Genomic DNA, 24,394 nt, shown 5'->3' with positions numbered 1-24,394 from the left:
GCACTTGCCGGATTGCTGCCGGGCCCGTATCTGCGGCGGCGGGACACCCCTCCCCAACGAGGGGTAATGTTCATGCTCGATTTTTCCTTTGATTGTCGATAGTTACGTGTGCCACGCTTTCCGCGTGTGTCACTTCTGTGCCAAAAACAGCATCCGAGACTGTGGGGTCTTCGAGTGCGTGGGCATAGGTCTTGAGCACCGTGGCTGCGTCCTTCCAGCCGCCTGCCTTTGCGACCGTCTTCACGTCCACACCAGCGCGGAGCATGGTGGTAGCGAAGCCGTGGCGGCAGGAGTGCGGCGTGAGACGCTCGATCCCGGCGCGCGTGATGGTGTTGTTCCAGGCGTCTTTGACGCTTCCACGTCCGGCATAGCCAAAGACGAGTTCTTCCGGATTCCGGTTGCTCTGGATGTTCGCCAGCGCCACCACTACCGGCTGGGGCAGGTGGGCCGTGCGGTTCCAGGGCTTCGGCTTTCGGATCCTGACGACGGCACTGCGTGAGATGAAGTCAACGTCGCCCCACGTCAGGCGTACGGCCTCACCAATGCGCGCAGCCGTGCCGAACATGAAGAGGCAGAGGGCGGCGAGGTGCGGCAGGTGGTCGGCCTCTGCTTGAGCGGCGAAGGCTTCCACCCACTCGCGTGAGGCGGGCACTTTTTCTTTCGCATTCACCGGGAAGCGCTTCACCTTAATCGGAGCGCACCATTCCAGTTCAGCGGCGAAGTTGATGATTGCCTGCGTCGGGACAATGACCTGCCGATTGCGGGTGGCTCCCGTGGCGTTGGGGTAGAGCGTCATCGCAGACTGGCGGATGGCTCCGGGTGTGATCTCGCGGATCGGCGTGTCCTGCCAGTGGTCCTCGATCTTCTCCAGGAAGCGGTCGGGCTTCTCCGCTTGACGGTACGCGATCGACGCCTGCGCAAACGTCACGTGCGCCCCCGGTCCATCGAGATGACGCTTCCACTCGGCAGCTTCGGTTTCCGCCGCGATCCGCTGCGCGATTGCTTTGTCCGTTGCGCCCGTAGTGCCGCGTAGTCGCCTTCCGGCGACGGTGCCGCTGTAGTGCCAGATTTTGCCGCGCTTGGTGAGTTTGAGTGGCATGGCCGCGCTGCCTCCATGATCGCGTTAACGTCACCTTCAAGCAGGATCATTGTGCTGCCCAGCTTCCTGTACGCCCCCAGCGCCCGCGCTTTCTCGCGCAGGGTACGCTCCGACACGCCGAGGTGTTCGGCGAGTTCGCGGGGCGTGGTGTGGGCGGGAAGGATGGACATCGTCTGCTCTGCTCAGTGTCCGTTAACCGTACCGGGCGATGGTTAATCTCAGGTGCCGGTTAAGCGGCACGCGCAAACAACCGCTCGATCTTCTCGAATACTGCGCTGACGTGGATGACGGTGACAGCCGATCGGTCGGAACGCGCAGCCAAGGCCGCAAAGTCGGTGCCCGAGATATCGTCGGTCGCCTTGGAAGAAGCGGCATCGCCAGCGGGAAAGGCGACCCATGCCCGCACTTCCTTGTTGCGGTAATGCCGAAGCATCGTCCGTGCGTAGGCGCTCGCGCTCTGAAGTTCCAATCCGGCGCGGATGAACGCCGCGATGAACGCCAGTTCGATGACGTTCTCCTTCGTGTACTCTCGCGGGATGCCGCGCCTCGTCGGCTCGAACGTGCTGAGGAACGGGTCCACCCGGTTCAGCCAGTTCTCGATTTCCCGCCGACTGGCCCCAATCGTGTCTTTGAACTCGTCCATCTTCATGTTCTCGCCTCCATCCGTCACATGAAGGAATAGCGCCGCACGCAAGTTCCGTCAAGAGAAGGATGAAGAAAAAGACGCCCGACCATTGGAGCCGGGCGCATTCGCGGGCCGAGATTATGCCGCCACTGGCCGAGGCCGCTCCGCGTCCAGGCGCGCCGAGAGTTCGGCCTCATGAGCGGCAGACAGTGCATCCACGTGCAGCTTCATTGCGTTCACTGCGCCGATCATGGCGTCCCGCGCATCCGTCGGAAGGGGCTCGCCATCAGCGACTTGGCAGACCGACCAGTAGGAGACGAACTCGAGCATTTCCATCGCGTTGCGAAGTTCGCCCATGGCCGATTCTGTGCGGTCGGCGGCTTCTCCGATTATTCTGCTCATGCCGCCATCTCCTTCGCGCCCGCCACCATGTTCTCCACCAGCTTCCGGTCGAGGTCCTCCCACATGTTCCCGAGGGCGTAGTCCCCAAGCCCCTGCGGGTGCAGGATGAACTCGATCTGCGCGATCAGACCCGCCATCGTCGTCGGCCTCGTGGTGCACAGCAGCTTCTCAAATCGGCAGTGCTCGTCCCAAAGGTGCGCGGACTCCGGCGTGGCCTCGTCGTGCTGGTTCCATGCCTCCATCGCCTCCTTCCAGCGACGGAAGTACTCCGGGACAGGATCCTGCGCCGTGGCCGACATGGCGGCGGCAGGCGCAAGCCCCAGCGCCGGAAGGCTGGCCAGCAGACTGCGGCGGGTGGTATGGATAGCGTTAGCCATTCTCGATCTCCCATTGGTCGAGCTTCGGTCAGGCCCTCGTCGGTGTTACCGCACCTTCGGGGGCCGTTGCGTTTGTGTGCAACTGAGTGCATGATGCACCCTACTGATTGAATGTCAACTGCACACAAGTGAACACAATGGCAAAAACCTCCGCTATCTCGGTTCGCGTGACGGATGAAGTGAAAGCAGCAGCCGAGAAGGCAGCGAAGGAGGACGCCCGGTCGGTCGCCTCACTCGTCGAGAAAGTGCTGTCGGACTGGCTGCGCGAGCGCGGATACCTCGCTGGCTGAGCGAAAGTCGCCTTCATCTTCTGCACAAGCGGAAGCGACTTTTCGAACGCTCTCCCCATTACTCCGCAGTTGTGTAACGAAAAGACGCAGAACTTTTTGTTACACGCGGTTGCGTCTTTTTCTTACACGTCTTGATCTTTTTCGTACGTAATTGAAGCTTTCTCTTACACGCAGGGGGCGAATCAGCCGCAGAGGGGAAAGTGGTGCGCGTAATCAGTGGGATCATCGTTGCCGTGGGGCTTGCGGGCTGCACGTCTCAGGCGCAGTTGGATCAAACCGCCTTCCAGCGGCAGTTCCAGCTTCAGGAGAATTATCAGGCCGTATACGCTCGGTCGAACAGGCAGATGCGCGCCTGCAATCAGGCTTCATACTATGCGGACGTGGACGGCCAGCTGTATCCTGATCTTGATTATGGCGAGATCGTGTTCGGCACGTCTGGCGGCTTCGTCTATAGCCCGTTCAACGTGATCCGGGTGGAGAGAAACGGTGCCGGTGCCCTCGTGAAGCTGAAGACGCTGACGATGGCGGAGGAAGGGACGCTCGAGTGGCTAGAGTATTGGGCACGAGGCGGCACCCGCTGTCCGAAGGTGCACTATAGCGAGACACCGCCCCCGATCACGTAAGCGAAGAACGGCGGCCGCTTACGTCATGGTGCCCCGTTGCGAGAATTGCTGCGACCGTGCGCCGTGGCCCTGGCGCCCGGCACGCGCCACCCCGGCGATCGCCGGCGCGTTGGCCTGACGGCTCACCTCGGACACGCGCACGTCGAAATAGGGGGAGGGCACCACCTCGACCCGTGCCGATCCACCGAGACTGTCGAGGCGGTGGTTCGGCACCACCTGCGATCCGCGCGGCAGGTTCACCAGTTCCGGCCCGCGCTCGCCCACCATCGCCAGACCGCCGGGCGCGAAGTTCGTCCCGCTGGCAAAGCCGGGAATGCTGGTGAAGCCGGGGATGCCCTTGAATAGCGCGGACGTAATGGAGTTTGCGAAGCCGCCGAACATCGCATTGCCGACCGAGTTGAGGAGCGCGTCGGAAATCCGTCGCAGCGCCGCAGTGACGGCCTCGCCGAGCGTCTTGGCCCCAGTGACCGCGCCCTTGAAGGCGTCAGTGAAGCTGCTGCGGATCGTGTCGGCCACTGACTTGGCCTTCATCTCGATCTCGGTGAACTCTCGGGCGATGTTATTGCCGTTCCCACCTCCACCACCGTCACCGCCGGCACCGCCACCGGTCGCACCGGCAAGCGCACGATTTATCCGCTCAGCCGCGTCAGCTGCGCCGCCGGCGGCAGTCTCCGCGCCCTTCATCAGGTCACGCAGCGCCTGAACGCTCTTGAGCGGAGCACCAAGGCCAGACATCGCGTCAGACAGCTTGCCTCCGAGCCTCGATGCGTTCCTCTCGGCGGCCGCCGCAGCCTTGGACAGCGAGCCGGTTCCCATTCCCTGGATTGGCTCGAGGTTCAGATACGGCAGGGACATCTTGAAGGTGTCGTTGAGCCCTCCCACCACCTTGTTCGTAAAGTCCTGGAACGACTGGAGCATGCTTTCCAAGCCGCGCAGGAATTTTACTTCCATCGACGCCGTAGCCGCCTCCATCGCCAGAGGCAGCGTGTCGATCGCGTCCTTGATCCTCTCCCAGACCTCCACAGCTACGGCTTTGAGGCGGGTCAGCGCCTCTCCGAAACCGCCTGTGGCCGATACCAGCCGCCCGAACTGATAGACGGCCTCGCCCGCAACGACGACGACGGCACCCAAGCCAATGCGCATCAGAGCCACCCTCAGCGCCTGGAGGGATAGGGTGAGGCCCCGCACTCCGAGCGCGGCCGCACCCATCGCCCAGGCGAGCCGGGTGCCCACCGCCGCGACGGCTGTCGCTGTCCAGGCGCTCAGACGCTCGATGTTGTCAGTCAGTAAGGTGATCGCCCGGTTGAGCGGCTGGCCTTCCAGGGCGAGGTCGGAGAAGGCGTTCGCCATCGCCTCGACGCTCGGAGCCACGGCGGTCGCGATCTGGTTCGCAAAGCCTTTGAACACGAGCCCGACTTCCTGAAGGGCGACGTGCGTGCGCCGCAACTGCCCAATGGCTTCCGCGCTCAGCACCGCGCCGAACTGCTTGGCGCGTTTCCCCATTCGCTCCATTTCCGCGCCACCGTTCTTCAACAGCGGCAGAAGTTGCGTCAGGTCAGACGCCATCGCCTCCATGTAGAAGGTCATCTCGCCCTGACTGAGATTGGCCTTCTGCAAGCTGTCCACGTAGAGCTGTAGCGCGTCGGGGCCGGACAGGTTGCGGAACTGCTCCGCCGTCACGCCAACACGGGGTGCGATCTTTTCGAAGAAGTCGGCCATCGGCCCGCCGCCAGTGGCGAGGAAGTCGCCCACGCGGTCATTCACGTCCTTCAACTGATCGGCCAGTTTCTCCTGCGAGATGCCAGCCGTGCGAGCTGCTGCGGCCATCTTCTGGAACCGAGCCGGGGCGGCGTTGGCGACCTTCGCAAACCGGTCGACTTCGTTGGCGGATTCGACGACGGTCTTCGTGATCCCGCCCAACGCCGCCCCGATGGTTGCTGCTGCCGCCGAGAACGCAGCGAACTGCTGACGCATGCCCTGGAGGGACTTGTTGGCGCGCTTCACGCCGCTTTGGAACTTGGCGCTGTTCAGCCCCAGGTCTACGCGCAGAGCGCCAATGGTCGCTTGTGTCATGTGTCAGGCTCCGAATGTGTGAATTGCGGACATTTGTGCGGGTTGGGGGCGCGTCGGTGGGGGACGTGAGGCGGTGAAGGTTGGAGCGCCCCCCTCCTGGGACCTTGGAGGGGGGCTGAGCGCCGCGTCGAAGGAGGCTCCCGAAGGAAAACCGACCGCGCTCTCTCGGGGTTTGCCCACTGACCGAGTAACGGGGACGCGTTGAGGCCGCGTCCTGCCTGTCATCAGGCGACGTTGCCGAAGTCGCCGTAGGTGAGCGCCGTGGCGTTCTTCACCGCGAGGCCGAGCCGCTCTTCCGCCAGGATCGCGACCAGGTTCTTCGTGAAGAAGTCGGCGTGTTCGGTGCTGATTTCGACGCGCGGCTGCCAGCGGTCATAGAGCGTTGCCGCAGCTTGGAAGTTGCCGACCAGGAACTTGTCCACGGTCATCGCCTGCGTCGTCACCACGGGCAGCCCGAACAGGTTGGGCGTCACGTTGGCCTGCGGATTGCCGAGGATGTACTTCCCGTCGCCGTCCTTGAGCAGGCGCATGCGCATCCAGTCGCTCGGGTGCATCATGATGCCGTCCGCCGGATACTCCGCCAGCGCGTTCTGAAGGATCGCCGCGCCGATCTGGTCGATCATGGTCGGGCTCGCCTGCGTCAGCGGGTCGGCGAACGCCGTGGCATTCGTGATGAGGCCGGAGAGGTTCGACCCCGTCCCGTCACCGTTCAGAAGCTGCGTCTCCTCGGCGAGCATCAGCCCATAGCGCAGTTCCGTGTCGATCAGGTCGCGCAGTTGCGGCACGTCGTCCATCACTTGGCGCGAGGCCGGGATCCAGTGAGCGATGACCTGGGTCGCCACGGTCTGAAGATCGAATGCCAGCGCGCTCTCGGGCTTGGCCGCACCCTCCGCCACGGTCGCCGCGTTGTTCGTCCGGCCCGTCTGGTTCGGGTACTCGATCGTGTTCGACGACACGGAGATGACCGGCAGGAGGTCGCGAACGGTCATCCGGCGCTTCGGCAGGAGGTTCGTCGCGTCCCGCGTCGGTGTGCCCAGGGCGCCGGCCGAAGCCGCGTCGTTCGTGATCGTAGTCTTCAGGTCGAGGCGGAAGCGCGCCGGACGGCTGGTTTCTTCGGCGAACGCCTTGAGGCCGTCGTGGTCGGTGAACTGCTCGCCCCAGCTCTTGGCCTGCACCGGCCGGCCACCGCCGCCGCCACGCGCCATCTTCTGCTCGAGGGCCGTCACCTGTTCCTTCACCTCGGTCATTGCCTCATCGGTCTTGCCGATGCGGCGGATCACCTCGTCGGTGTGGTCGCCAAATTTCTTGGTCAGGATCTCGAAGGGATCCTCGCCGTCCTTCTTCTGGAGGTGCTTGCCAGCCGCCAGGAGTGCCCGGGCCGAAGCCGTGAGGGTCTTGTCGTGCATGCTCATTGATAGGTGCCTTTCAGTTGCGCGGTCGCCCGCTCGATGCGCGCCGCGAGCTGCGCGGCCTTCTCGTCGTGGTTGGAGTTGAGGGCGGACCACCCGCCCGCCGCGATGCGCTTGGCCGCCGCCTTGGCGAGCCCGGCGCCGCGCAGGACCTCGACCAGCTCGGACTTGGAGCCGAGAGACTTGTGCGCCGTGATCCGCGCCTTGGGGTTGGCCGGGACGGTCACCAGGGACACCTCGACCAACTCCACCTCGGAAAGCTGGAACTTGCCCTCGCCGAGATACGTGCGCCCGCCGTCCGGAGTGATATAGCCGATGGAGAATGCGCCCACGTCACCGGCAGCGACGTGCTCCCATGCCTCGCGGCCTCGCTCCGTCTTGAGGTTCACCTGGCCCTTCACGAAGAGCCCAGCGTCGTCCTCGACAAGCTCCAGCCATTTGCCGATGGGCTGCTCCATCGCGTGGCTCCAGAGCATGGCCGGAGCAGTGCCCTCGGCCCTGTGAGCCGCCAGAGACTTCCGGAAAGCGCCCTTCGCCACGATATCGCCGTGACGGTCTGGGCCGCCGCCGAAGGTCGAGGCATAGCCCTCAATTTGACCGTCGCGACCAGCCTTCACCTCCACGTCGAGCGCCGAGGAAAGCCGCAGGTTGTTTTCGAACTTCTGAAGGGTCATTGCGCCACCTTCGAACAAGACAAAGCGCAGGCAGAGTTGCCCGCTTTTGGCTTCGCTCCCGGCGTTACCGGTGCAGTCGAAGGTGGATTGTCGGCTCGGGGTCCGATCAATCGCACGAAGAACATACCGTGAATCTCGTTGCCGGTCAATGCTTTCTTCCTTTGCCCTGTCCGCTCTCCAGGTGCGCGAAGATGCCCGCCTCGATCTTGTCGGCCAGCTGCCGGAACTTCTCCGCCGTCTTCGCTGAGCCTTCCACGCGCACCGCCTGCGCCGCCGCAAAGGTCAGCATCCGGTCGATCATCATCCCGAGCGGTGCACCACGGCCCTCGACCATCTCCTTCGCCGCCTTGGCGACGATCCGGTCGCACGCCTTCTTCTTGCTCTGCTCAGTCATTCGTCTGGTCCTCCGAAAAAAGGTTCCAATTCTGGCACCGACGAAGATCAACTCCCCACGCCGGTCCTGCGTCTGTGTGCTGTGAAGTCTGAACGGCCCCCGGCCATTTTTGCCGCGTGCGCCCCGCCTTCAATGGCGGGCGCAGCACGTAGGGGGTATGGGGGTGTGTCTGGCTAGGGGGATGAACGGGGGATGAATGGGGGGGTGAAGGCACTAACGAACCCACTATGCAACGGGGGATGAAGGGGGGATGAAGACTGCTCACTTGTCCGCCTCCGCGATGTAGGAGACGCGCCGAGACTGCGGTCCTTCCGTCATCACCACTAGCTTCCCAGAGGTCAGCAGCGACTCCATCGCCGCACTCAGCGCCCGCTTGGTCATGCCCTCGGAGTTGGGATGCGCCGCGAAGACCTTGGGCGCGTAGTTCGTGCCGCCCTTGGCGTTCACCCGTCTCCCTTGCGCCGTGAAGGTGCTCAGCAGCTTCAGGAAAATGCGCTCGGCCCTGGCGTTTGCCGACATACGGTCGAGGCCCGTGGGCTTGCTGTCCGCCTTGAACACGCCCGCGTCCCAGGTCATGCCGATCTCCGTCCCGGTCGGGCCGTAGTTGTTCTTGCGGCTGGACAGGATGCGCTTGTTTGGGTCGGGTTCGTATCCGTCCTCAACGATCCGGTGCAGATACATCCGCGACCGCACGCTGTTGTTCCAGGCGGTCGAGCCCGACGTTCCGCTGCCGCTGTTGAGGCCGGTCAGCGAGGGATGTCCGAGGAGGATCACCGCGCACTTCTGCCGCAGCGCCAGCCCGCGCAGGATCCCGATGAACTGCCGAACCTTCGCCCGGTCGTTCTCGTTCGCCGGGTACACGTCCGCCAGCGTGTCGATCACCACGAGCGCCGGTTGCTCGTCCGCTGTTCGCTGCTCCAACTCCTTGAACAGGGCGGACTGCATGAGCGCCAGTTGCGTCTCGACCGCCAAAAGTGCGTCCTCTCCGGCGAGGGAGCGGAGCGTCAGCCCCTCCACGTCCTCATAATCCCGGCAGTTGGCGCGCAGGATGTCGTCTGTCCTGCGGTGCAGTTCGTCGTCGTCATCCTCGGCGGACATGTAGATTACGCGCCCCGCTTTGACGGGCAGGCCAAGCCAGCCGCCGCCGGATGCGACCGCTACGGCCATTTGCAGCGCCAGAAGGCTCTTGCCGGTGCCACCGTCGCCGCTGAATAGTGTGACCGTCTTGGACGGCACCCAGTCCGGCACAAGCCATTCCCGCTCCGGTACGCGCTTCCCCTTCAGCGTAGACGCCGAGTAGAAGCGGCTGGTCCGCTCAGGCTCCGGCGGCGATTGCGGCTGCGGCGCTTCGTTCGCATAGGCCGAGAGAGGCGGGCTCGGCGGGTGCGCCTGCTCACGCTCCTGCGGTCTGCGCGGCTCCGCCATGCCTGCCGTGAGCCCGGACTGAATGGTCGGCCCGATTTCCCCCGGCTCGAGCCCGACGCCCTGAGCGGCAGCCGCAAGGCGATCCCGAACCAGAGTCTCGTCCAGTTGCCCGCCGCCGACGATCTGGCCCAGCTTGAACGCCGCGTGATTGAGCGCACCATTCCTGCGCCCTTCCGGGGCCGACAGGAGGCCCGCAAGCTCGTCCCGCAGGGCAGCATCGCCCCACGTGTTGCCGCCCGTGTCGATGCGCACAGAGGCGCGCTCCGACAGCTTTGGCTTCTGTGCCGCCAGTACCTTCTCCAGCAGCCATTCCGGACACTCGCCAAGGTCAAAGAAGCCCGGCGGGTTCTTCCAGCGATAGAAACCTGTCCCCGGCTTTACGCTGGGCGTCCCGAGCACCATTCCGCCATCGCCGCGCACGTCGATACCTGGCGCGATCCGGCCTTCGCTGTTCTGAACCTTCGCCCCTTCCGGGTAACGGAAGTAGATGTGCCAGCCGCCGCTCGGCGTGTGCGCCTCGATCGTATCCGGTAGCGGGCCGTGCTCTTCTACCCACTGCCTCAGCGTCCCTACGCCGTCCACGCCGTGCCCGTCCTCGGTGTCTGCGTCGATGACGAAGAAGCCGGACTTCGGCCCTGTGACGATGCCGAGGTTGGCGGCTGGCCATTGCTGCCAGTCGCGTTCGATCTCGGCGGGGTCGATCGTTGCGCCCCAAGCGCGGCCTTCGCTGTGCTGGGCGCTCTTGTGGCTCTTCTTGGTCCCGAGGGGTGCCGGAAAGACGTGCCAGCCCCTCTCGGCGCACTCCAGCGCCGCAGAGAGGATCGTGGGCATGGTCTGGTCGATCTTCATGCGCGCCTCCCGACCTGCTGTGCGAGGTCGACTTCGGCGTCACGATGCTGCCGGGCCGCTGCCATTGCCTCCGGCCAGGTGTCGAAGGTTCCGACGTGCCAACCGAATCCGCGATCTCGATTGAAACCGTCCACGATCAGGCGCCCGCCTCGGCCGCCGTCCGCAGGATACACCGTCAACTCCTCGCCGTGCCGGGGCAGGGGGAAGCGGACGAGGGAGGGGAAGTTGAGGACCCTCATGCCAGCACCTCCTGCCGGAGCGGCTGGACGCTGTTACTGCGGCGGTCCCAGAAGAACCTCAGCCTTGCTTTCGCCGCACTTCTGTGGTCAACTTCAGGGTGAAGCCGGGAGGCTTTGACGTGATCTTTTTCAGCGCCGTTCCGGGGTCCAGCCGGGGCGGCGTTTTTCTTTGCCGACACCGGAACATCCTGCGAACAGCGTGTGCCAGATTTGTGCCACTTCTCCTGCGTCGTTCTCGTCTCGTTCCGCGCCAAGCTGCACGAACCTGCAAGACAGGATCCTTTGCCACTTGCTTTTTTTGCGGGGTTTTCGTAGGTGCCGCAGCGGGACACCCCTCCCCAACGAGGGGCGCTTATCTGGAAGGATACCATGTCTGACGCACAGACCCCGGCCGCGCGGCCGGCCAATCCGCGTTTTTCGTCTGGCCCCTGCGCCAAACCCCCCGTTTTTTCCCTCGATACGCTCCAGGACGCCGCGCTCGGCCGGTCGCACCGCGCCGCCATAGGCAAGGCCAAGCTGAAGCAGGCTATCGACGAGACGCGCGAGGTCCTCGGCGTGCCCGAGGACTACCGCATCGGCATCGTCCCCGCCTCGGATACCGGCGCGTTCGAGATGGCGATGTGGACCATGCTGGGCGAGCGCCCGGTCGAGATGGTCGCCTGGGAGAGCTTCGGCGCGGGCTGGGTCACCGACGCGGTCAAGCAGCTCATGCTCGACGCCAACGTGCACGAGGCCGAGTACGGCCAGATCGTGGACATGGCCGCGCTGAACTACGACAACGACGTCTGCTTCACCTGGAACGGCACGACCTCGGGCGTGCGGGTGCCGTCGGGCGACGTGATTCCGGCCGACCGCAAGGGCCTGACGCTGTGCGACGCGACCTCGGCCGCCTTCGCGCAGGACCTGCCGTGGGACAAGCTCGATGTCGCGACCTTCTCGTGGCAGAAGGTGCTGGGCGGCGAGGCCGCGCATGGCATGCTGATCCTCAGCCCCCGCGCCGTCGAGCGGCTTGAGAGCTACACGCCGCCCTGGCCGCTGCCCAAGATCTTCCGCCTGACCAAGGGCGGCAAGCTGATCGAGGGCATCTTCCGTGGCGAGACGATCAACACGCCGTCGATGCTGGCGGTCGAGGATTACCTGCAGGCACTGGCCTGGGCGAAGTCCGTGGGCGGCCTGAAGGGCCTCATCGCCCGCGCCGACCGCAACACCGCCGTCGTGGCCGACTTCGTGGCGCGCAACGACTGGATCGACTTCCTGGCCGAGGACCCGGCCATCCGCTCGAACACCTCGGTCTGCCTGAAGTTCACCGACCCGTCGATCCACGACGGCGCGGCTTTCGCCAAGGCGGTGGCCAAGCGGCTGGAGGCCGAGGGCGTGGCCTTCGACATCGGCGCGTACCGCGACGCTCCTCCGGGCCTGCGGATCTGGTGCGGCGGCACGGTCGAGGCGTCGGACATCGAGGCGTTGATGCCCTGGATCGACTGGGCCTACCGCGCCGAGCTCGACGCGCAGGCCAGGGCCGCCTGATCCCGGTCCGGTGACGGCAAGGGTGCGCGCAAGCACCCGCCCTGCGCCAGACCCCAGCGACATGCGTAGGGTGCGTGCTCACATGCACCCTCCCCCGATCCTAATTCCACAGGAGCGCCTGACATGGCCCCCAAAGTTCTCGTCAGCGACAAGCTGTCCGAAACCGCCGTCCAGATCTTCCGCGACCGCGGCATCGACGTCACCTTCGACCCCTCCATCGGCAAGGACAAGGAAAAGCTCCTGTCGGTGATCGGAGAGTACGACGGCCTCGCCATCCGCTCGGCCACCAAGGTCAGCGACAAGGTTCTGGCCGCCGCGACGAACCTCAAGGTCATCGGCCGCGCCGGCATCGGCGTGGACAACGTAGACATCCCGGCCGCGTCGAAGAAGGGCGTGATCGTGATGAACACGCCCTTCGGCAACTCGATCACCACCGCCGAACACGCCATCGCGATGATGTTCGCCGTCGCGCGCCAGATCCCCGAGGCCAACGCCTCGACCCACGCCGGCAAATGGGAGAAGTCGCGCTTCATGGGCGTTGAGCTCACCGCCAAGACGCTGGGCGTGATCGGCGCGGGCAACATCGGGTCGATCGTCATCGACCGGGCGCACGGGCTGAAGATGAAGGTCATTGCCTATGATCCCTTCCTCAGCCAGGAGCGCGCCGACAAGCTGGGCGTCGAGAAGGTCGAGCTGGACGAGCTGCTGGGCCGTTCCGACTTCATCACGCTGCACGTGCCGCTGACCGACAAGACCCGCAACATCCTGTCGAAGGAGAACATCGCCAAGCTCAAGCCCGGCGTCCGCATCGTCAACTGCGCCCGCGGCGGTCTGGTGGACGAGGGCGCGCTGGCCGAGGCGATCACCGCCGGTCGGGTCGCCGGCGCGGCCTTCGACGTCTTCGCCGAAGAGCCGGCGACCACCTCGCCGCTCTTCGGGCTCGAGAACGTCGTCGTCACCCCGCACCTGGGCGCGGCGACCACCGAGGCGCAGGAGAACGTGGCGCTGCAGGTGGCCGAGCAGATGTCGGACTACCTGCTGACCGGCGCCGTGACGAACGCGCTGAACATGCCGTCGGTGACGGCCGAAGAGGCCAAGGTCATGGGGCCGTGGGTCAAGCTCGCCGGGCACCTGGGCGCTTTCGTGGGCCAGATGACGGACGAGCCGATCGAGGCGATCAACATCCTCTACAACGGCCACGTGACCGAGATGAACACTGCGGCGCTGAACGCGGCGGCAGTGGCCGGGGTGATGAAGGCCACGAACCCGGACGTGAACATGGTCTCGGCTCCCGTGATGGCGAAAGAGCGGGGCGTGGACATCGCCACGACGACGCAGGGCAAGACCGGCGTGTTCGACGCCTACATCAAGCTGACGGTCAAGACGGCCGACCGCGAACGCTCGATCGCGGGCACCGTGTTCAGCGACGGCAAGCCCCGCTTTATCCAGATCAAGGGCATCAACATCGACGCCGAGATTGGGGAGCACATGCTCTACACCACGAATCGCGACGAGCCGGGCGTAATCGGCGCGCTGGGCAACACGCTGGGCCAGAACGGTGTGAACATCGCGAACTTCACGCTGGGCCGGAACGACCGGGGCAGCCAGGCGATTGCGCTGCTTTACCTGGACGAGCAACCGCCCGAGGAAGTGCTGCAGAAGCTGCACGACACCGGGCTGTTCCAGCAGGTGCGTCCGCTCCAGTTCGAGGTCGCCTGACGCGGGGCGCTCGTCGGTCCCTTGCGGTTCCTCCTCGCCGGGTCTAGCGAGGAGGAACGCCAGGACCGAGGAGCGGCCCCATGACCATCTACGCCGTCGGAGACATCCACGGGCAGAGCGCGCGGCTCGACCGGGCGCTCGACATGATCGAGGCAGACGGCGGCCCCGAAGCGCGCATCGTCTTCCTAGGCGACTACACCGATCGGGGGCCCGACAGCCGCGGGGTGCTCGACCGGCTGATCGCGGGGCGCGACGCCGGGCGCGACTGGATCTTTCTCAAGGGCAACCACGACCGCATGTTCCTGCGCTTCCTTGAAGAAGGGCGCGAGAACGACCACAACATCCGCTCGGGCCTGTCGTGGTTCAACCCGAGGCTCGGAGGCGTGCAGACGTTGGGGTCCTACGGCATGGCGGCGAGCGAGGGGCCGGCCTTCCTGATGGACGCCAATGGCGGCCTGGAAACGCTGGCCTCGTACGGCATCGGCGACCGCGAGCTGACGCTGCACGAATTGGCAGAAGAGGCCGCGCGCACGGTGCCGCAGGCGCACCAGGATTTCCTGGCGTCCCTGCAACTCTACCACGCGACGGAGGAGCTGCTGTTCGTGCACGCGGGCATCCGCCCCGGCCTGCCGCTCGAGCGTCAGGTCGAGGACGACCTGATCTGGATCCGCGACGGCTTCCTCGACGATTCGTCGGATCATGGTCGGCTGGTAGTGCACGGGCACACCGTCGTGCCCGAGCCCATGCACCTGGGCAACCGCGTCGCCCTCGATACCGGGGCCGGTTACGGCGACCCGCTCACGGCGGCGGTGTTCGAGGGAGGCGACGTCTGGGTGCTGGGTTCCGGCGGCCGCGTTCCGCTCGTGCCGGTCGGCTGAGCGTCGCCGGCCGCGCGACGCGCGCTTCCGTCGAACTTCCGGCTGTCGCGGTTGGCCGCGAGAAGGCCAAGCACGCTCACCGCAAGCGCGGCGAGAAGGATGATGACTCCGAGGATCGTGGACATGGGGTTCCTCCGCTGCGATGGGCGGCGGGTTTGCGTCCGCTCGCCCCGATCATCCTGCCACGCGGCGGTGGCGGATCAAGATTCGCTTCCAGCAGCGGCAAAATAGGAAACGGCCCGCCGAAGCGGGCCGTGACATAGGGAAGGCCGATGCGGGCTTACTTCCTGCCCGGCGTGCCGTCGAACTTCTTCTCGAGGCTCTCCCAGCAGTCTATGTAATCGTCCTGAAGCGGGGCTTCGTTGGCGGCGAAGGCCGTCAGGTGCTGCGGGAAGCGGGTCTCGAACATGAAGGACATCGTGTTGTCCAGCTTCTCGGGCGCGAGATCGGCGTTCGACGCGCCTTCGAAGGCGTTCCGATCGGGGCCGTGCGGCAGCATCATATTGTGGAGCGACATGCCGCCCGGCACGAAGCCCTGCGGCTTGGCGTCGTACTGGCCATAGATGTTGCCCATCAGCTCGGACATGATGTTCTTGTGGTACCAGGGCGGACGGAACGTGTCCTCGGCCACCATCCAGCGCTCGCGGAACAGCACGAAGTCGATGTTCGCGGTGCCGGGCACGCCCGAGGGCGCGGTCAGCACCGTGAAGATCGACGGATCGGGGTGGTCGAACAGGATCGCGCCGACCGGGCAATACGTCGTCAGGTCGTACTTCACCGGCGCGTAGTTGCCGTGCCAGGCCACCACGTCGAGCGGCGAGTGCCCGATCTGCGTGCGGTGGAACTGGCCGCACCACTTGATGGTCACGGTCGACGGCACCTCGCGATCCTCGAACGCGGCGACGGGCGTCTTGAAGTCGCGGCGGTTGGCCATGCAGTTCGCGCCGATTGGGCCACGGCCCGGAAGCTCGAACTTCTGGCCGTAGTTCTCGCACACGAAGCCGCGAGCCGGACCCTCGATCACCTCGACGCGATAGACCAGCCCGCGCGGGATCACGGCGATCTCCTGCGGCTTGAGGTCAATGATCCCCAGCTCGGTGGCGAAGCGCAGCTTGCCTTCCTGCGGAACGATCAGAAGCTCGCTGTCGGCCGAGTAGAAATAGTCGTCCTCCATCGACTCGGTGACCAGATAGATGTGGCTGGCCATGCCGACCTGCGTGTTCACGTCGCCGGCGGTGGTCATGGTGCGCATGCCGGTCAGCCAGGTCAGCCCCTCGTCGCTGTGCGGCACGGGGTCCCAGCGATACTGGCCCAGGCTGATCACGTCGGGGTCCACGTTCGGCGCGGACTTCCAGTAAGGCAGGTCGATCTTCTCGTACCGGTGCGAGTGCTTCACCGACGGGCGGATGCGATAACACCAGGTCCGCTCGTTCTGATGGCTCGGCGCGGTGAAGGCGGTGCCCGAGAGCTGCTCGCCATACAGGCCATAGTTGCACTTCTGGGGCGAGTTCATGCCCTGCGGCAGGGCACCCGGCAGCGCCTCGGTTTCGAAGTCGTTGCCGAAGCCGGGCATGTAGCCTTCGGTCGTGCCGGTGGTGTCGGCGGCGCGGATCATCTCGCGCGGGTCGGTCTGCTTGTTCATCTGTGCCTCCCGAGGGTTTGCGGCGGAGCGGAATCGGGTGCCCCTGGCGTCGCAGACGTGATATCGTTGCATTTGCAACGAAGTCAAGGCACGGAACCCGCCGCCCCTGGCCGAGGTTTCAGGCGAGGACGCAAACGTGATCGCCCGGAGACGCCGATGAGCCCCTTCGACCCCGGTTCCCCTGACCGGATCTGTATCCTGTTGAACCCCGGCTCGGGCAAGCAGGGGGACGCGCGGCTGGACGAAACCGTGCATGCCTTCGCGCAGGTGCATCCCGACCGGGTGAAGGTGCACGAACTGCGCGAGGCCGAAGCGCCGGACGCTGCGGCGCGCGCCGCGGTCGAGGACGGCTATGGCACCATCGTCGCGGCGGGTGGCGACGGCACCATTGGTGCGGTGGCCGATGCCCTGCACGGCACCGACGCCCGGCTGGGCATCCTGCCCATGGGCACGTTCAACTTCTTCGCGCGCGGGCTCGGCATCCCGCTCGACATCGAGCAGGCGCTGGCGCTGCTGCTCGAAGGCCGGGCGCGACCGGTCATGGTGGCCGAGGTCAACGGCAAGCTGTTCCTGAACAACGCCAGCCTCGGCGTCTACCCGGCGATCCTGGAGATGCGCGAAGACGTCTATCGCCGCTGGGGCCGGTCGCAGATCGCGGCCTACTGGTCGGTGCTGCTGACGCTGGTGGGCTTCCGCCGGGCGCGCACGGTGCGGGTGGTCGTCGATGGCAAGCGGCGGCGCCGGAAGACGCCGCTGATCTTCGTCGCCCACTCGGCCTATCAGCTTGAAGAGTTCGGGCTGGACGGGGCCGACTACATCCGCAACGGGGCGTTCGCCGTGTTCCTCGCCCCCGATGTCGGGCGCTGGGGGCTGCTGAAATACGCGATCCTGCTGATGGGGCGAAGCATGACGCAGAACCGCGACTTCGAACTGCTGCACGGCCACGAGGTCGATGTCGAGGGGCAGGGTCGCTGGCTCGTCGCCCGCGACGGCGAGCGCGAGAAGATGCGCGCGCCGATCCGCTTCCGCCAGCGCCGCGACGCGTTGCAGGTGATCACGCCCGACGCGCGGGAGGGCGCGGGATGAGCCGGCTTCTTCACCTCTCCGACCTGCATTTCGGGCGCACGCGCATGGACCTCGTGGCGCCGCTGCTCAAGCGAATCGAGGAGCTGGCCCCGGACCTCGTCGTGGTCTCGGGCGACCTGACCCAGCGCGCGCGCCGGCACCAGTTCCGCGAAGCGAAAAGCTTCATCGACCGCATCCGCGTGCCGGTGCTGACCGTGCCGGGCAACCACGACGTGCCGCTCGACGAGTTCTGGGTCAGGCTGCTGCGGCCCTTTTCGCGCTACCGCAAGATCGTGAACCGCGATCTCGAGCCCGGCTGGTCCGACGACGAGATGGAGGTCGTCGGCGTAAACACCGTGAACCCGCTGGCCTGGCAGAGCGGGCGCATCCACTCGCACACCGTCCGCCGGGTCTGCGACGCCTTCGATGCGCGGCCGCACAAGGTGCGCGTCGTGGCGCTGCACCACCCGCTGGAGCACGCGCCGGGCGTGGACAAGAAGCTCATGCGCGGGGCGACTAAGGCCGCCGGCGCTATGGCCGAGTGCGGGGCCGACGTCGTGCTGTGCGGGCACCTGCATTCCTGGCGGGCCGGCCCGATGAAGGCCGAGGCGGGCGAGGCCGAGACGCTGCTGGTGCAGGCCGGCACCGGCCTGTCCACCCGGCTGCGGGGCGAGGAGAACGACTTCAACCTTCTCACGCTCGATCCCGATCACGTGAGGATAGACCGCTACGTCGCCGGCGCCACCCCGACATTCAAGCTGGCGTCCAGCCATGCCTTCGTCCGGCAGGGCCGCGGCTGGCGCGAGGAGGCCGCAGGCGACTGACTCCGGGGCCCCTTCCGCTTTGCAGGCGCCTGCTATAGAACCCCGCGCTTAAAGAGAACCAAGGAGACCCATATGGGCTATCGAGTCGCCGTCGTCGGCGCCACGGGCAACGTGGGCCGTGAAATGCTGAACATCCTGGCCGAGCGCCACTTCCCGGTCGACGAGATCGCCGCGCTCGCCTCGCGCCGCAGCCTCGGGACCGAGGTCAGCTTCGGCGACAAGACGCTGAAGACCCAGGACCTGGCGCAGTTCGACTTCTCGGGCTGGGACATGGCGCTGTTCGCGATCGGGTCGGACGCGACGAAGGAATACGCGCCCAAGGCCGCCAAGGCCGGCTGCGTGGTGATCGACAACTCGTCGCTCTACCGCTACGACCCCGACGTGCCGCTGGTGGTTCCGGAAGTGAACCCCGAGGCAGTCGAGGGCTACTCCAAGAAGAACATCATCGCCAATCCTAACTGCTCGACCGCGCAGATGGTTGTGGCGCTCAAGCCGCTGCACGACCGCGCGAAGATCAAGCGCGTCGTCGTCTCGACCTACCAGTCCGTCTCGGGCTCGGGCAAAGAGGCCATCGACGAGCTCTGGGACCAGACCAAGGGCATGTACGTGCCGGGCCAGGAAGTCGCGCCCAAGGTCTATCCCAAGCAGATCGCGTTCAACGTGATCCCGCATATCGACGTCTTCCTCGACGACGGTTCGACCAAGGAAGAGTGGAAGATGGTCGCCGAGACGAAGAAGATCGTCGACCCGAACATCAAGCTGACCGCGACCTGCGTGCGCGTGCCGGTCTTCGTCGGCCACTCGGAGGCGATCAACATCGAGTTCGAGGAATTCCTGGACGAGGACGAGGCCCGCGACATCCTGCGCGAGGCGCCGGGAATCATGGTCGTCGACAAGCGCGAGGACGGCGGCTACGTCACGCCGGTCGAGTGCGTGGGCGACTTCGCGACCTTCATCAGCCGCATTCGCCAGGATCCCACCATCGAGAACGGCATCAACCTGTGGTGCGTCAGCGACAACCTGCGCAAGGGCGCGGCGCTGAACGCGGTGCAGATCGCAGAGGTGCTGGGCCAGCGGGTGCTCAAGAAGGGCTGAACCGGGCCGTTGCGCCGGGGTTTCGGCCCCGGCGCAGGCCGCGACCGGCGGACCGGGGCTCCGCCCCGGACCCCGGGATATTTCAAGACCGAAGATGGGGCGGGTGCGCGCCCCGGGGGACGGCATGGACGACGTCTATGACCCGCCGCAGGAGCCGCTGGCGGTGGTGCACGAGGATCACGAGATCCTCGTGGTCGACAAGCCCTCGGGCCTTCTGTCCGTGCCGGGCAAGGGCGAACACCTGTCCGATTGCCTGCTGAGCCGGGTGCAGGCGGCCTTTCCGCAGGCGCTGCTGGTGCACCGGCTGGACCGGGACACGTCGGGCGTGATGATCTTCGCGCTGACGCCCTCGGCCCAGCGGCACCTAGGGCTCCAGTTCGAGAAGCGGCAGGCGAAGAAGACCTATGTCGCCCGCGTCCGGGGCGAGGTGGCCGAAAGCAGCGGGACGATCGACCTGCCGCTGATCGTGGATTGGCCGAACCGCCCGCGGCAGATGGTCGATCACGAGAATGGCAAGCCGGCGCAGACCGACTGGAAGGTGCTGAAGCGCGGTGGCGGCGAAAGCCGGGTGCGGCTGTTTCCCAGGACCGGCCGGTCGCACCAGCTGCGGGTGCACATGAAGGAACTCGGCCACCCGATCCTGGGCGACCCGTTCTATGCCGAGGGCGCGGCGCGCGATTTTCCCCGCCTGATGCTGCACTCCGAGGAGCTGCGCCTGCGCCACCCCGATGGCGGCGCCGGGGTGCGGTTCCGCGCGAAGGCGCCGTTCTAGCGCTTGCGAAGCTGCCGGTCGGTGAGGTTCTCGCGCCCGGCGACGATGGGGCGGACGGTGTCCGCGAGCGCCGGTTCACGCGCCAGCAGCGTTTCCAGTTCGTCGATGCGGTTCATCGCGACCAGGTCCAGCACGTCCTGCCGCACCTCGCCCTCCGTGCGCGGCAGGGCGGGGACGGGCTGGACATGTTCGACCCGGTCGGCCGGCACCAGCCGGCGCAGGGCGTCGCGGTCGAGCGGGGTTTCGACGAAGGCATAAAGGCCGACGCCATGACCCGATTGCGGAAAGGTCGAAAGCGCCGCGCCGGTGACCTGCGGGTGGGCAAGCAGGGTGTCGCGGATCTTCGGCCCTTCCTGCGAAAGGCGCAGGCCCGCGCCCTCGGCGTCGGACCAGTTCATCAGGCGGCGGGTGACGAAGTTGTAGACCGGTTTCACCGTCGCGCGCCACGCCCGCGACGGCAGCGACCGGCGCCCGGCGATGCGGCGTTCGGTCGGGGTCATCAGTTGCGGCGCGAACTTCCGCTTCATCTTTATGAGGTGGCGCAGGTCCTCGTATGCGGACAGCCGAAACCACCGGCCCTTGCGCGCGTGGGTGCGGGCGAGCTGGAAGTCGATGACGGCGGCGCGGCCGTCGGGCGTCATCAGCCAGTTCTGCGGCTTGGCCAGGTCGTTGTGGGTCACGCCCCTCCGCCGCATCTCGCGCAAAAGCCGGCGGGCATCGGCGTACCACGCCGGGTCGCGCGGTTTCGCCAGTTGCAGCGGCGTGCCCTCGGCCCAGTCGCGCAAGATGCCTGTGCGGTCGGCGCGGTGCAGCGTCGGCGTGCCCGCGATCCCCTGCACCGCGCGCAGGCCCCGTACCTCGCGCCGGGCCAGCAGGCGCGCCACGGGCCGCGTGGCCCAAGGCAGCGCGTCGAGCTTGCGCAGGGCGAGCTTGTGCGCCGGGTCCTCGGCGGCATGGCCCGAAACGGTCTCGGAGAAGACGTCGCGCTTGAGCACGGTGTCGGGAACGAAGGTGATGTCGGGCGCGGTCATGGGGCGAGGATTACGCCTCGCCGGCAGGCGCGGCAAGGCGCTGCCGGCGGAGCGAATGGCCGGGCCTACTCGGACAGGAACGCCTGCGCGGCTTCGAGTTCCGAGCGGGCGACCTCGTGCCCGCCGTCGTGCCAGTGGGTGGTGACGGCCGCGCCGTGGGCGGCGTAGTAGGCGCTCAGCGTCTCGGTCAGGTCGGGCGGGCAGATCGGATCGCGCCGTCCGGCGGTGATCAGGACGCGGTGCCCGGCCAGCAGCGGCTGCGGGTCCGGGTCGAACGGGATCAGCGGGTGCATCAGCACCAGGTCGTCCACCAGGTCAGCGTGGCGGAACGACAGCGAGGCGAGGATGTTCGCCCCGTTCGAATATCCCAGCCCGATGACGCGGCTTGGGCTGGTGCGCAGCTTCTCGGCGAAGATGAACTGCGCCATGGTGTCGGTGCGGCGCGACAGGTCCTCCATGTCGTAGACGCCTTCGCCGGTGCGGCGGAAGAAGCGGGCGTGCCCGCCTTCGTCCACGTCGCCGCGGGGCGACACCACGTGGGCGCCCGGCACCAGTTCGGAGCCGAGGCCGTGGAACTGGTACTCGTCCCCGCCCGTGCCGTGGAAGGTCAGGACGAGCGGCGCGCCGGACTCGGCCTCGGTGCGGTTGGCGAAATAGCTCATGTCAGTCCTCGATCGGTTGCAGGTGCTGCTCGAGCCGGGCGCGCAGGTGCTCGTGCTGCGTCGGCAGCCTGAGCGACTGGCCCAGATGCGCGCGGTCCTCGTCGCTGTCGAAGCCCGGCTCGTTGGTGGCGACCTCGAACAGGACGCCGCCGGGGGTGCGGAAGTAGATGGCCCAGAAATAGTCGCGGTCGATGACCGGCGTGATGCGGTGGCCCGCTTCGGTCAGGGCCTTTTGCACCTCGAGCTGGGCGGCGCGGTCGTCGACGGCGAAGGCGATGTGGTGCACCGAGCCCGCGCCCTGCCGGGCCGGGGCCGCTTCGGGTGCGTGTTCCAGGTCGATGGCGTCGGCTGGGTTGCCGCCGGCCACGGTGAAGCGGGTGAGCGCGCCGTCGGTGGCCCGCTTTTCATAGCCCATGAAGGCCAGAAGCTCTTCGGTCGCGGCAGTCTTCTTCAGGCGCAGGCGGGCGGAATGGAAGCCGCGGATTGCCATGTCCGAACCCACGCCGCCACCGGTCCAAGGCGTGCGGGGATCGTCCGCCTCGACCAGTTCGAAGCCGTCTCCGTCGGGGCCGGAGAAGGCCAGCGCGGTGTCGCCGAAGAGCTGTGAGCGCGCGATTCCCTCGACCCCGGCCGAGGCCAGGCGGTCTGCCCAGGCCTCTGCAGTGCCCTTCGGGATCGAGAAGCGGGTGACGTCGACCTCGCCCGCGCCGCGGGTGCCGCGGGCGGCGTTCGGGAAGGGGAAATACGTCATCACGGTGCCGGGCGTGCCGACCTCGTCCCCGTAATACAGGTGGTAGACGTCGGGCGCGTCGAAGTTGACCGTTTTCTTGACCCGGCGCAGGCCGAGCACCTTGGTGAAGAAGGCGTTGTTTTCTTGCGCGTCCGAGGCGAGGGACGTGACGTGGTGGATGCCCCTGATCTGGGTCAGCATGGCGAGTCTCCCTGAGCTGGCGTTGCCCGTGAAGGTAGGGCGTGCGCTCATGCGGGGAAACTCGGCGGCGGCGCACCGGTTTCCTGCATCGGCGCACAGGGACGACATCTTCGCCGGCTCGGCGTCGGCCCGAACGGCGGAGGGACGGCGCGGCCCAAGGCAGGATGGACGTTTCACGTGGAGCGCGGGCGCGGCGGTCCGCGTTCCGATCTGCGCACCGGGCCTGTCACCTAGCCGCGCGAGACCTTATGTTCACGCCAAGTCACATCGAAAGGAGGTCCTCATGGCGCTTCGCATCAACGACACCGTTCCCGACTTCACCGCCCAGACCAGCCAGGGCGAGATTCGCTTCCACGACTGGATCGGCGACAGCTGGGCGATCCTGTTCAGCCACCCCAAGGACTTCACCCCGGTCTGCACGACCGAGTTCGGCGCGGTGGCGCAGCTGGCCGACGAGTGGACCAAACGCAACACCAAGGTCATCGGCGTGTCGGTCGATCCGGTCGAGGATCACACCCGCTGGATCGAGGACATCCAGACCGCCGGCTCGTGCAATGTCGGCTTCCCGATCATCGCGGACGAGGGGCTGGAGGTGTCCAAGGCCTTCGACATGCTGCCGGCCGAGGCGTACCTGCCGGACGGCCGCACCCCGGCCGACAGCCAGACCGTGCGCTCGGTCTTCATCATCGGGCCGGACAAGAAGCTGAAGCTGTCGATGACCTATCCGATGACGGTGGGCCGCAACTTCGCCGAGATTGTACGCGCGCTCGACGCGCTTCAGACGAGCTCGGGGCAGGGCGTGGCGACGCCGGCCGACTGGCAGGTGGGCCAGGACGTGATCATTCCGACCTCGGTCAGCGACGAGGAGGCGCGCGCCAAGTACGGCGAGTTCACCACCGTGCTGCCGTACCTGCGCAAGACCAAGCTGCCGGCCTGACCGGGACACCGGTCGCGGCTTCGCGCCAGCGGTGACGTCCGGGGGCTGTCTGCCCCCGGACCCCCGAGGATATTTTCCGGACCGAAGATGAAGCGGGATTCTTCGGGTCCAGGCGTGGGCCTCCCGATGGTCCGGGCGGCTTCAGTGCACGACGATCCGCGTGCCGACGGGCACCTGGGCATAGAGATGCTCGATGTGCTGGTTGACAAGCCGGACGCAGCCCGAGGAGAAGGACTGGCCGATCGTCCAGGGCTGCGGCGTGCCGTGCACGCGGTAGAAGGTGTCGCGGCCGCCCTGGTACATGTAGAGCGCGCGCGAGCCCAGCGGGTTCATTGGGTGGCCGCCCGGCAGGCCATCGCGGTATTTGCCGTAGATGTGCGGCTCGAGCCGGATCATGTTCCGGGTCGGGCGCCACGACGGCCATTCGGCCTTGCGGGCGATGGTGGCGACGCCCTTGAAGTTACGCCCCGCCGCGCCGAGCGCGATGCCGTAGCGGATGGCGCGACCGTTGCCCAGGGTCCAGTAGAGAAAGTGATCTTCGGGCGTCACGTGAAGCTCGCCTGCCGGAAGGGCGGGGTTCACGTCGACCTCTTTCGGGAAGAACCTGCGCGGCAGGCGGACGAAGCGGCCCGGCGGGCGGTCCGCGGTCGAAAGGGCGGCGGTGGCGGGGGACGCCAGAACGGCGGCGGCCGCCCCGCCGGCGGCGAGGAAGGTCCTGCGGGTCGTCATGCTCGAATGCCTCGTGCTTTTTCGTTGTTCTACGCCGAACGCGCCGTCCGGTGAAGGCCCGTCGAGGTCGGAAGGCCGCTGCGCGGCGCCTTGTCCGGGCCGG

Annotated in this window: 25 protein-coding genes; 10 read left to right on the top strand and 15 right to left on the bottom strand. The window is 66.6% G+C overall.

What is annotated here, in order from left to right; all coding sequences use genetic code 11:
- Positions 1-70: 70 nt before the first annotated feature.
- The 4 genes from BM162_RS02035 to BM162_RS02020 form a co-directional block, all read right to left on the bottom strand.
- Positions 71-1,099 carry a tyrosine-type recombinase/integrase gene (locus BM162_RS02035; RefSeq protein ID WP_093416989.1) on the bottom strand — a complete coding sequence of 343 codons (1,029 nt, stop codon included), beginning with the start codon at positions 1,097-1,099 and terminating at the stop codon, positions 71-73.
- Positions 1,100-1,328: 229 nt separating this feature from the next.
- Positions 1,329-1,748 carry a MerR family transcriptional regulator gene (locus BM162_RS02030; RefSeq protein ID WP_093416986.1) on the bottom strand — a complete coding sequence of 140 codons (420 nt, stop codon included), beginning with the start codon at positions 1,746-1,748 and terminating at the stop codon, positions 1,329-1,331.
- A 114-nt stretch (positions 1,749-1,862) separates the two neighbouring features.
- Positions 1,863-2,126: a hypothetical protein gene (locus tag BM162_RS02025; protein ID WP_093416983.1), complete on the bottom strand. Its 264-nt coding sequence runs from the start codon at positions 2,124-2,126 to the stop codon at positions 1,863-1,865.
- A complete protein-coding gene (locus BM162_RS02020) occupies positions 2,123-2,503 on the bottom strand; it encodes a hypothetical protein (protein WP_093416980.1) in 381 nt (126 codons plus the stop codon). The genes BM162_RS02025 and BM162_RS02020 overlap by 4 nt, the downstream gene beginning before the upstream one ends.
- 137 nt (positions 2,504-2,640) lie before the next feature.
- Here BM162_RS02020 and BM162_RS22680 point away from each other — a divergent pair, with 137 nt between their 5' ends.
- Both BM162_RS22680 and BM162_RS02015 read left to right on the top strand, forming a co-directional pair.
- Complete coding sequence (locus tag BM162_RS22680; RefSeq protein WP_177215017.1) at positions 2,641-2,793, top strand: hypothetical protein; 153 nt, start codon at positions 2,641-2,643, stop codon at positions 2,791-2,793.
- Positions 2,794-2,993: 200 nt separating this feature from the next.
- Positions 2,994-3,416, top strand: a complete 423-nt coding sequence (locus tag BM162_RS02015; protein ID WP_143096097.1) for a hypothetical protein — start codon at positions 2,994-2,996, stop codon at positions 3,414-3,416.
- A gap of 18 nt (positions 3,417-3,434) precedes the next feature.
- On the opposite strand, the gene BM162_RS02010 is transcribed toward BM162_RS02015, so the two are convergent.
- From BM162_RS02010 to BM162_RS01985, 6 genes are all read right to left on the bottom strand, one after another.
- Complete coding sequence (locus tag BM162_RS02010; protein ID WP_093416974.1) at positions 3,435-5,489, bottom strand: hypothetical protein; 2,055 nt, start codon at positions 5,487-5,489, stop codon at positions 3,435-3,437.
- Positions 5,490-5,713: 224 nt separating this feature from the next.
- Positions 5,714-6,895: a phage major capsid protein gene (locus tag BM162_RS02005; protein ID WP_218153062.1), complete on the bottom strand. Its 1,182-nt coding sequence runs from the start codon at positions 6,893-6,895 to the stop codon at positions 5,714-5,716.
- Between the two features lie 2 nt (positions 6,896-6,897).
- Positions 6,898-7,572 carry an HK97 family phage prohead protease gene (locus tag BM162_RS02000; RefSeq protein ID WP_093416969.1) on the bottom strand — a complete coding sequence of 225 codons (675 nt, stop codon included), beginning with the start codon at positions 7,570-7,572 and terminating at the stop codon, positions 6,898-6,900.
- A 145-nt stretch (positions 7,573-7,717) separates the two neighbouring features.
- Positions 7,718-7,966 (bottom strand): hypothetical protein, encoded by a 249-nt coding sequence (locus BM162_RS01995; protein ID WP_093416967.1) that lies wholly within the window; start codon positions 7,964-7,966, stop codon positions 7,718-7,720.
- 261 nt (positions 7,967-8,227) lie between these two features.
- Positions 8,228-10,240: an AAA family ATPase gene (locus BM162_RS01990; protein WP_093416964.1), complete on the bottom strand. Its 2,013-nt coding sequence runs from the start codon at positions 10,238-10,240 to the stop codon at positions 8,228-8,230.
- Entirely contained in the window at positions 10,237-10,479 is a 243-nt protein-coding gene (locus tag BM162_RS01985; RefSeq protein ID WP_093416962.1) for a hypothetical protein, read from the bottom strand. The genes BM162_RS01990 and BM162_RS01985 overlap by 4 nt, the downstream gene beginning before the upstream one ends.
- 369 nt (positions 10,480-10,848) lie before the next feature.
- Here BM162_RS01985 and BM162_RS01980 point away from each other — a divergent pair, with 369 nt between their 5' ends.
- The 3 genes from BM162_RS01980 (at position 10,849) to BM162_RS01970 (ending at position 14,603) form a co-directional block, all read left to right on the top strand.
- Positions 10,849-12,006 (top strand): phosphoserine transaminase, encoded by a 1,158-nt coding sequence (locus BM162_RS01980; RefSeq protein ID WP_093416960.1) that lies wholly within the window; start codon positions 10,849-10,851, stop codon positions 12,004-12,006.
- Between the two features lie 123 nt (positions 12,007-12,129).
- Positions 12,130-13,725: a phosphoglycerate dehydrogenase gene (serA, locus tag BM162_RS01975; RefSeq protein ID WP_093416957.1), complete on the top strand. Its 1,596-nt coding sequence runs from the start codon at positions 12,130-12,132 to the stop codon at positions 13,723-13,725.
- An 80-nt stretch (positions 13,726-13,805) separates the two neighbouring features.
- Positions 13,806-14,603 (top strand): metallophosphoesterase family protein, encoded by a 798-nt coding sequence (locus BM162_RS01970; RefSeq protein ID WP_093416955.1) that lies wholly within the window; start codon positions 13,806-13,808, stop codon positions 14,601-14,603.
- 280 nt (positions 14,604-14,883) lie between these two features.
- On the opposite strand, the gene hmgA is transcribed toward BM162_RS01970, so the two are convergent.
- Complete coding sequence (hmgA, locus tag BM162_RS01965) at positions 14,884-16,245, bottom strand: homogentisate 1,2-dioxygenase (protein WP_093416952.1); 1,362 nt, start codon at positions 16,243-16,245, stop codon at positions 14,884-14,886.
- 156 nt (positions 16,246-16,401) lie between these two features.
- On the opposite strand from hmgA, the gene BM162_RS01960 reads away from it, so the two are divergent.
- The 4 genes from BM162_RS01960 (at position 16,402) to BM162_RS01945 (ending at position 20,001) form a co-directional block, all read left to right on the top strand.
- Positions 16,402-17,331: a diacylglycerol/lipid kinase family protein gene (locus BM162_RS01960; protein ID WP_093416950.1), complete on the top strand. Its 930-nt coding sequence runs from the start codon at positions 16,402-16,404 to the stop codon at positions 17,329-17,331.
- On the top strand, positions 17,328-18,134 hold the full coding sequence (locus tag BM162_RS01955) for a metallophosphoesterase family protein (RefSeq protein ID WP_093416947.1): 807 nt from the start codon (positions 17,328-17,330) through the stop codon (positions 18,132-18,134). Before BM162_RS01960 ends, BM162_RS01955 begins: the two co-directional genes overlap by 4 nt.
- A 72-nt stretch (positions 18,135-18,206) precedes the next feature.
- A complete protein-coding gene (locus BM162_RS01950; RefSeq protein ID WP_093416945.1) occupies positions 18,207-19,229 on the top strand; it encodes an aspartate-semialdehyde dehydrogenase in 1,023 nt (340 codons plus the stop codon).
- A 124-nt stretch (positions 19,230-19,353) separates the two neighbouring features.
- Positions 19,354-20,001 (top strand): RluA family pseudouridine synthase, encoded by a 648-nt coding sequence (locus BM162_RS01945; RefSeq protein ID WP_093416942.1) that lies wholly within the window; start codon positions 19,354-19,356, stop codon positions 19,999-20,001.
- On the opposite strand, the gene BM162_RS01940 is transcribed toward BM162_RS01945, so the two are convergent.
- The 3 genes from BM162_RS01940 to BM162_RS01930 all read right to left on the bottom strand — a co-directional run bounded on the left by BM162_RS01940 (position 19,998) and on the right by BM162_RS01930 (position 22,625).
- Positions 19,998-21,032, bottom strand: a complete 1,035-nt coding sequence (locus BM162_RS01940) for a phosphotransferase (RefSeq protein ID WP_093416940.1) — start codon at positions 21,030-21,032, stop codon at positions 19,998-20,000. The two genes, BM162_RS01945 and BM162_RS01940, sit on opposite strands and share 4 nt — an antisense overlap.
- Before the next feature lie 65 nt (positions 21,033-21,097).
- Complete coding sequence (locus BM162_RS01935) at positions 21,098-21,694, bottom strand: alpha/beta hydrolase (protein ID WP_093416937.1); 597 nt, start codon at positions 21,692-21,694, stop codon at positions 21,098-21,100.
- A gap of 1 nt (position 21,695) precedes the next feature.
- Positions 21,696-22,625, bottom strand: coding sequence for a VOC family protein (locus BM162_RS01930; protein WP_093416934.1), 930 nt, complete (start codon positions 22,623-22,625; stop codon positions 21,696-21,698).
- Between the two features lie 283 nt (positions 22,626-22,908).
- On the opposite strand from BM162_RS01930, the gene BM162_RS01925 reads away from it, so the two are divergent.
- Positions 22,909-23,562, top strand: coding sequence for a peroxiredoxin (locus BM162_RS01925; RefSeq protein WP_093416932.1), 654 nt, complete (start codon positions 22,909-22,911; stop codon positions 23,560-23,562).
- Positions 23,563-23,703: 141 nt separating this feature from the next.
- Here BM162_RS01925 and BM162_RS01920 read toward each other — a convergent pair whose 3' ends face one another.
- Complete coding sequence (locus BM162_RS01920; protein WP_093416929.1) at positions 23,704-24,291, bottom strand: L,D-transpeptidase; 588 nt, start codon at positions 24,289-24,291, stop codon at positions 23,704-23,706.
- Positions 24,292-24,394 lie beyond the last annotated feature (103 nt).

The sequence above is a fragment of the Tranquillimonas alkanivorans genome, from assembly GCF_900115595.1.
GTDB classification, from domain to species: Bacteria; Pseudomonadota; Alphaproteobacteria; order Rhodobacterales; family Rhodobacteraceae; genus Tranquillimonas; species Tranquillimonas alkanivorans.
This window is presented reverse-complemented; position numbering and strand designations above follow the sequence as displayed.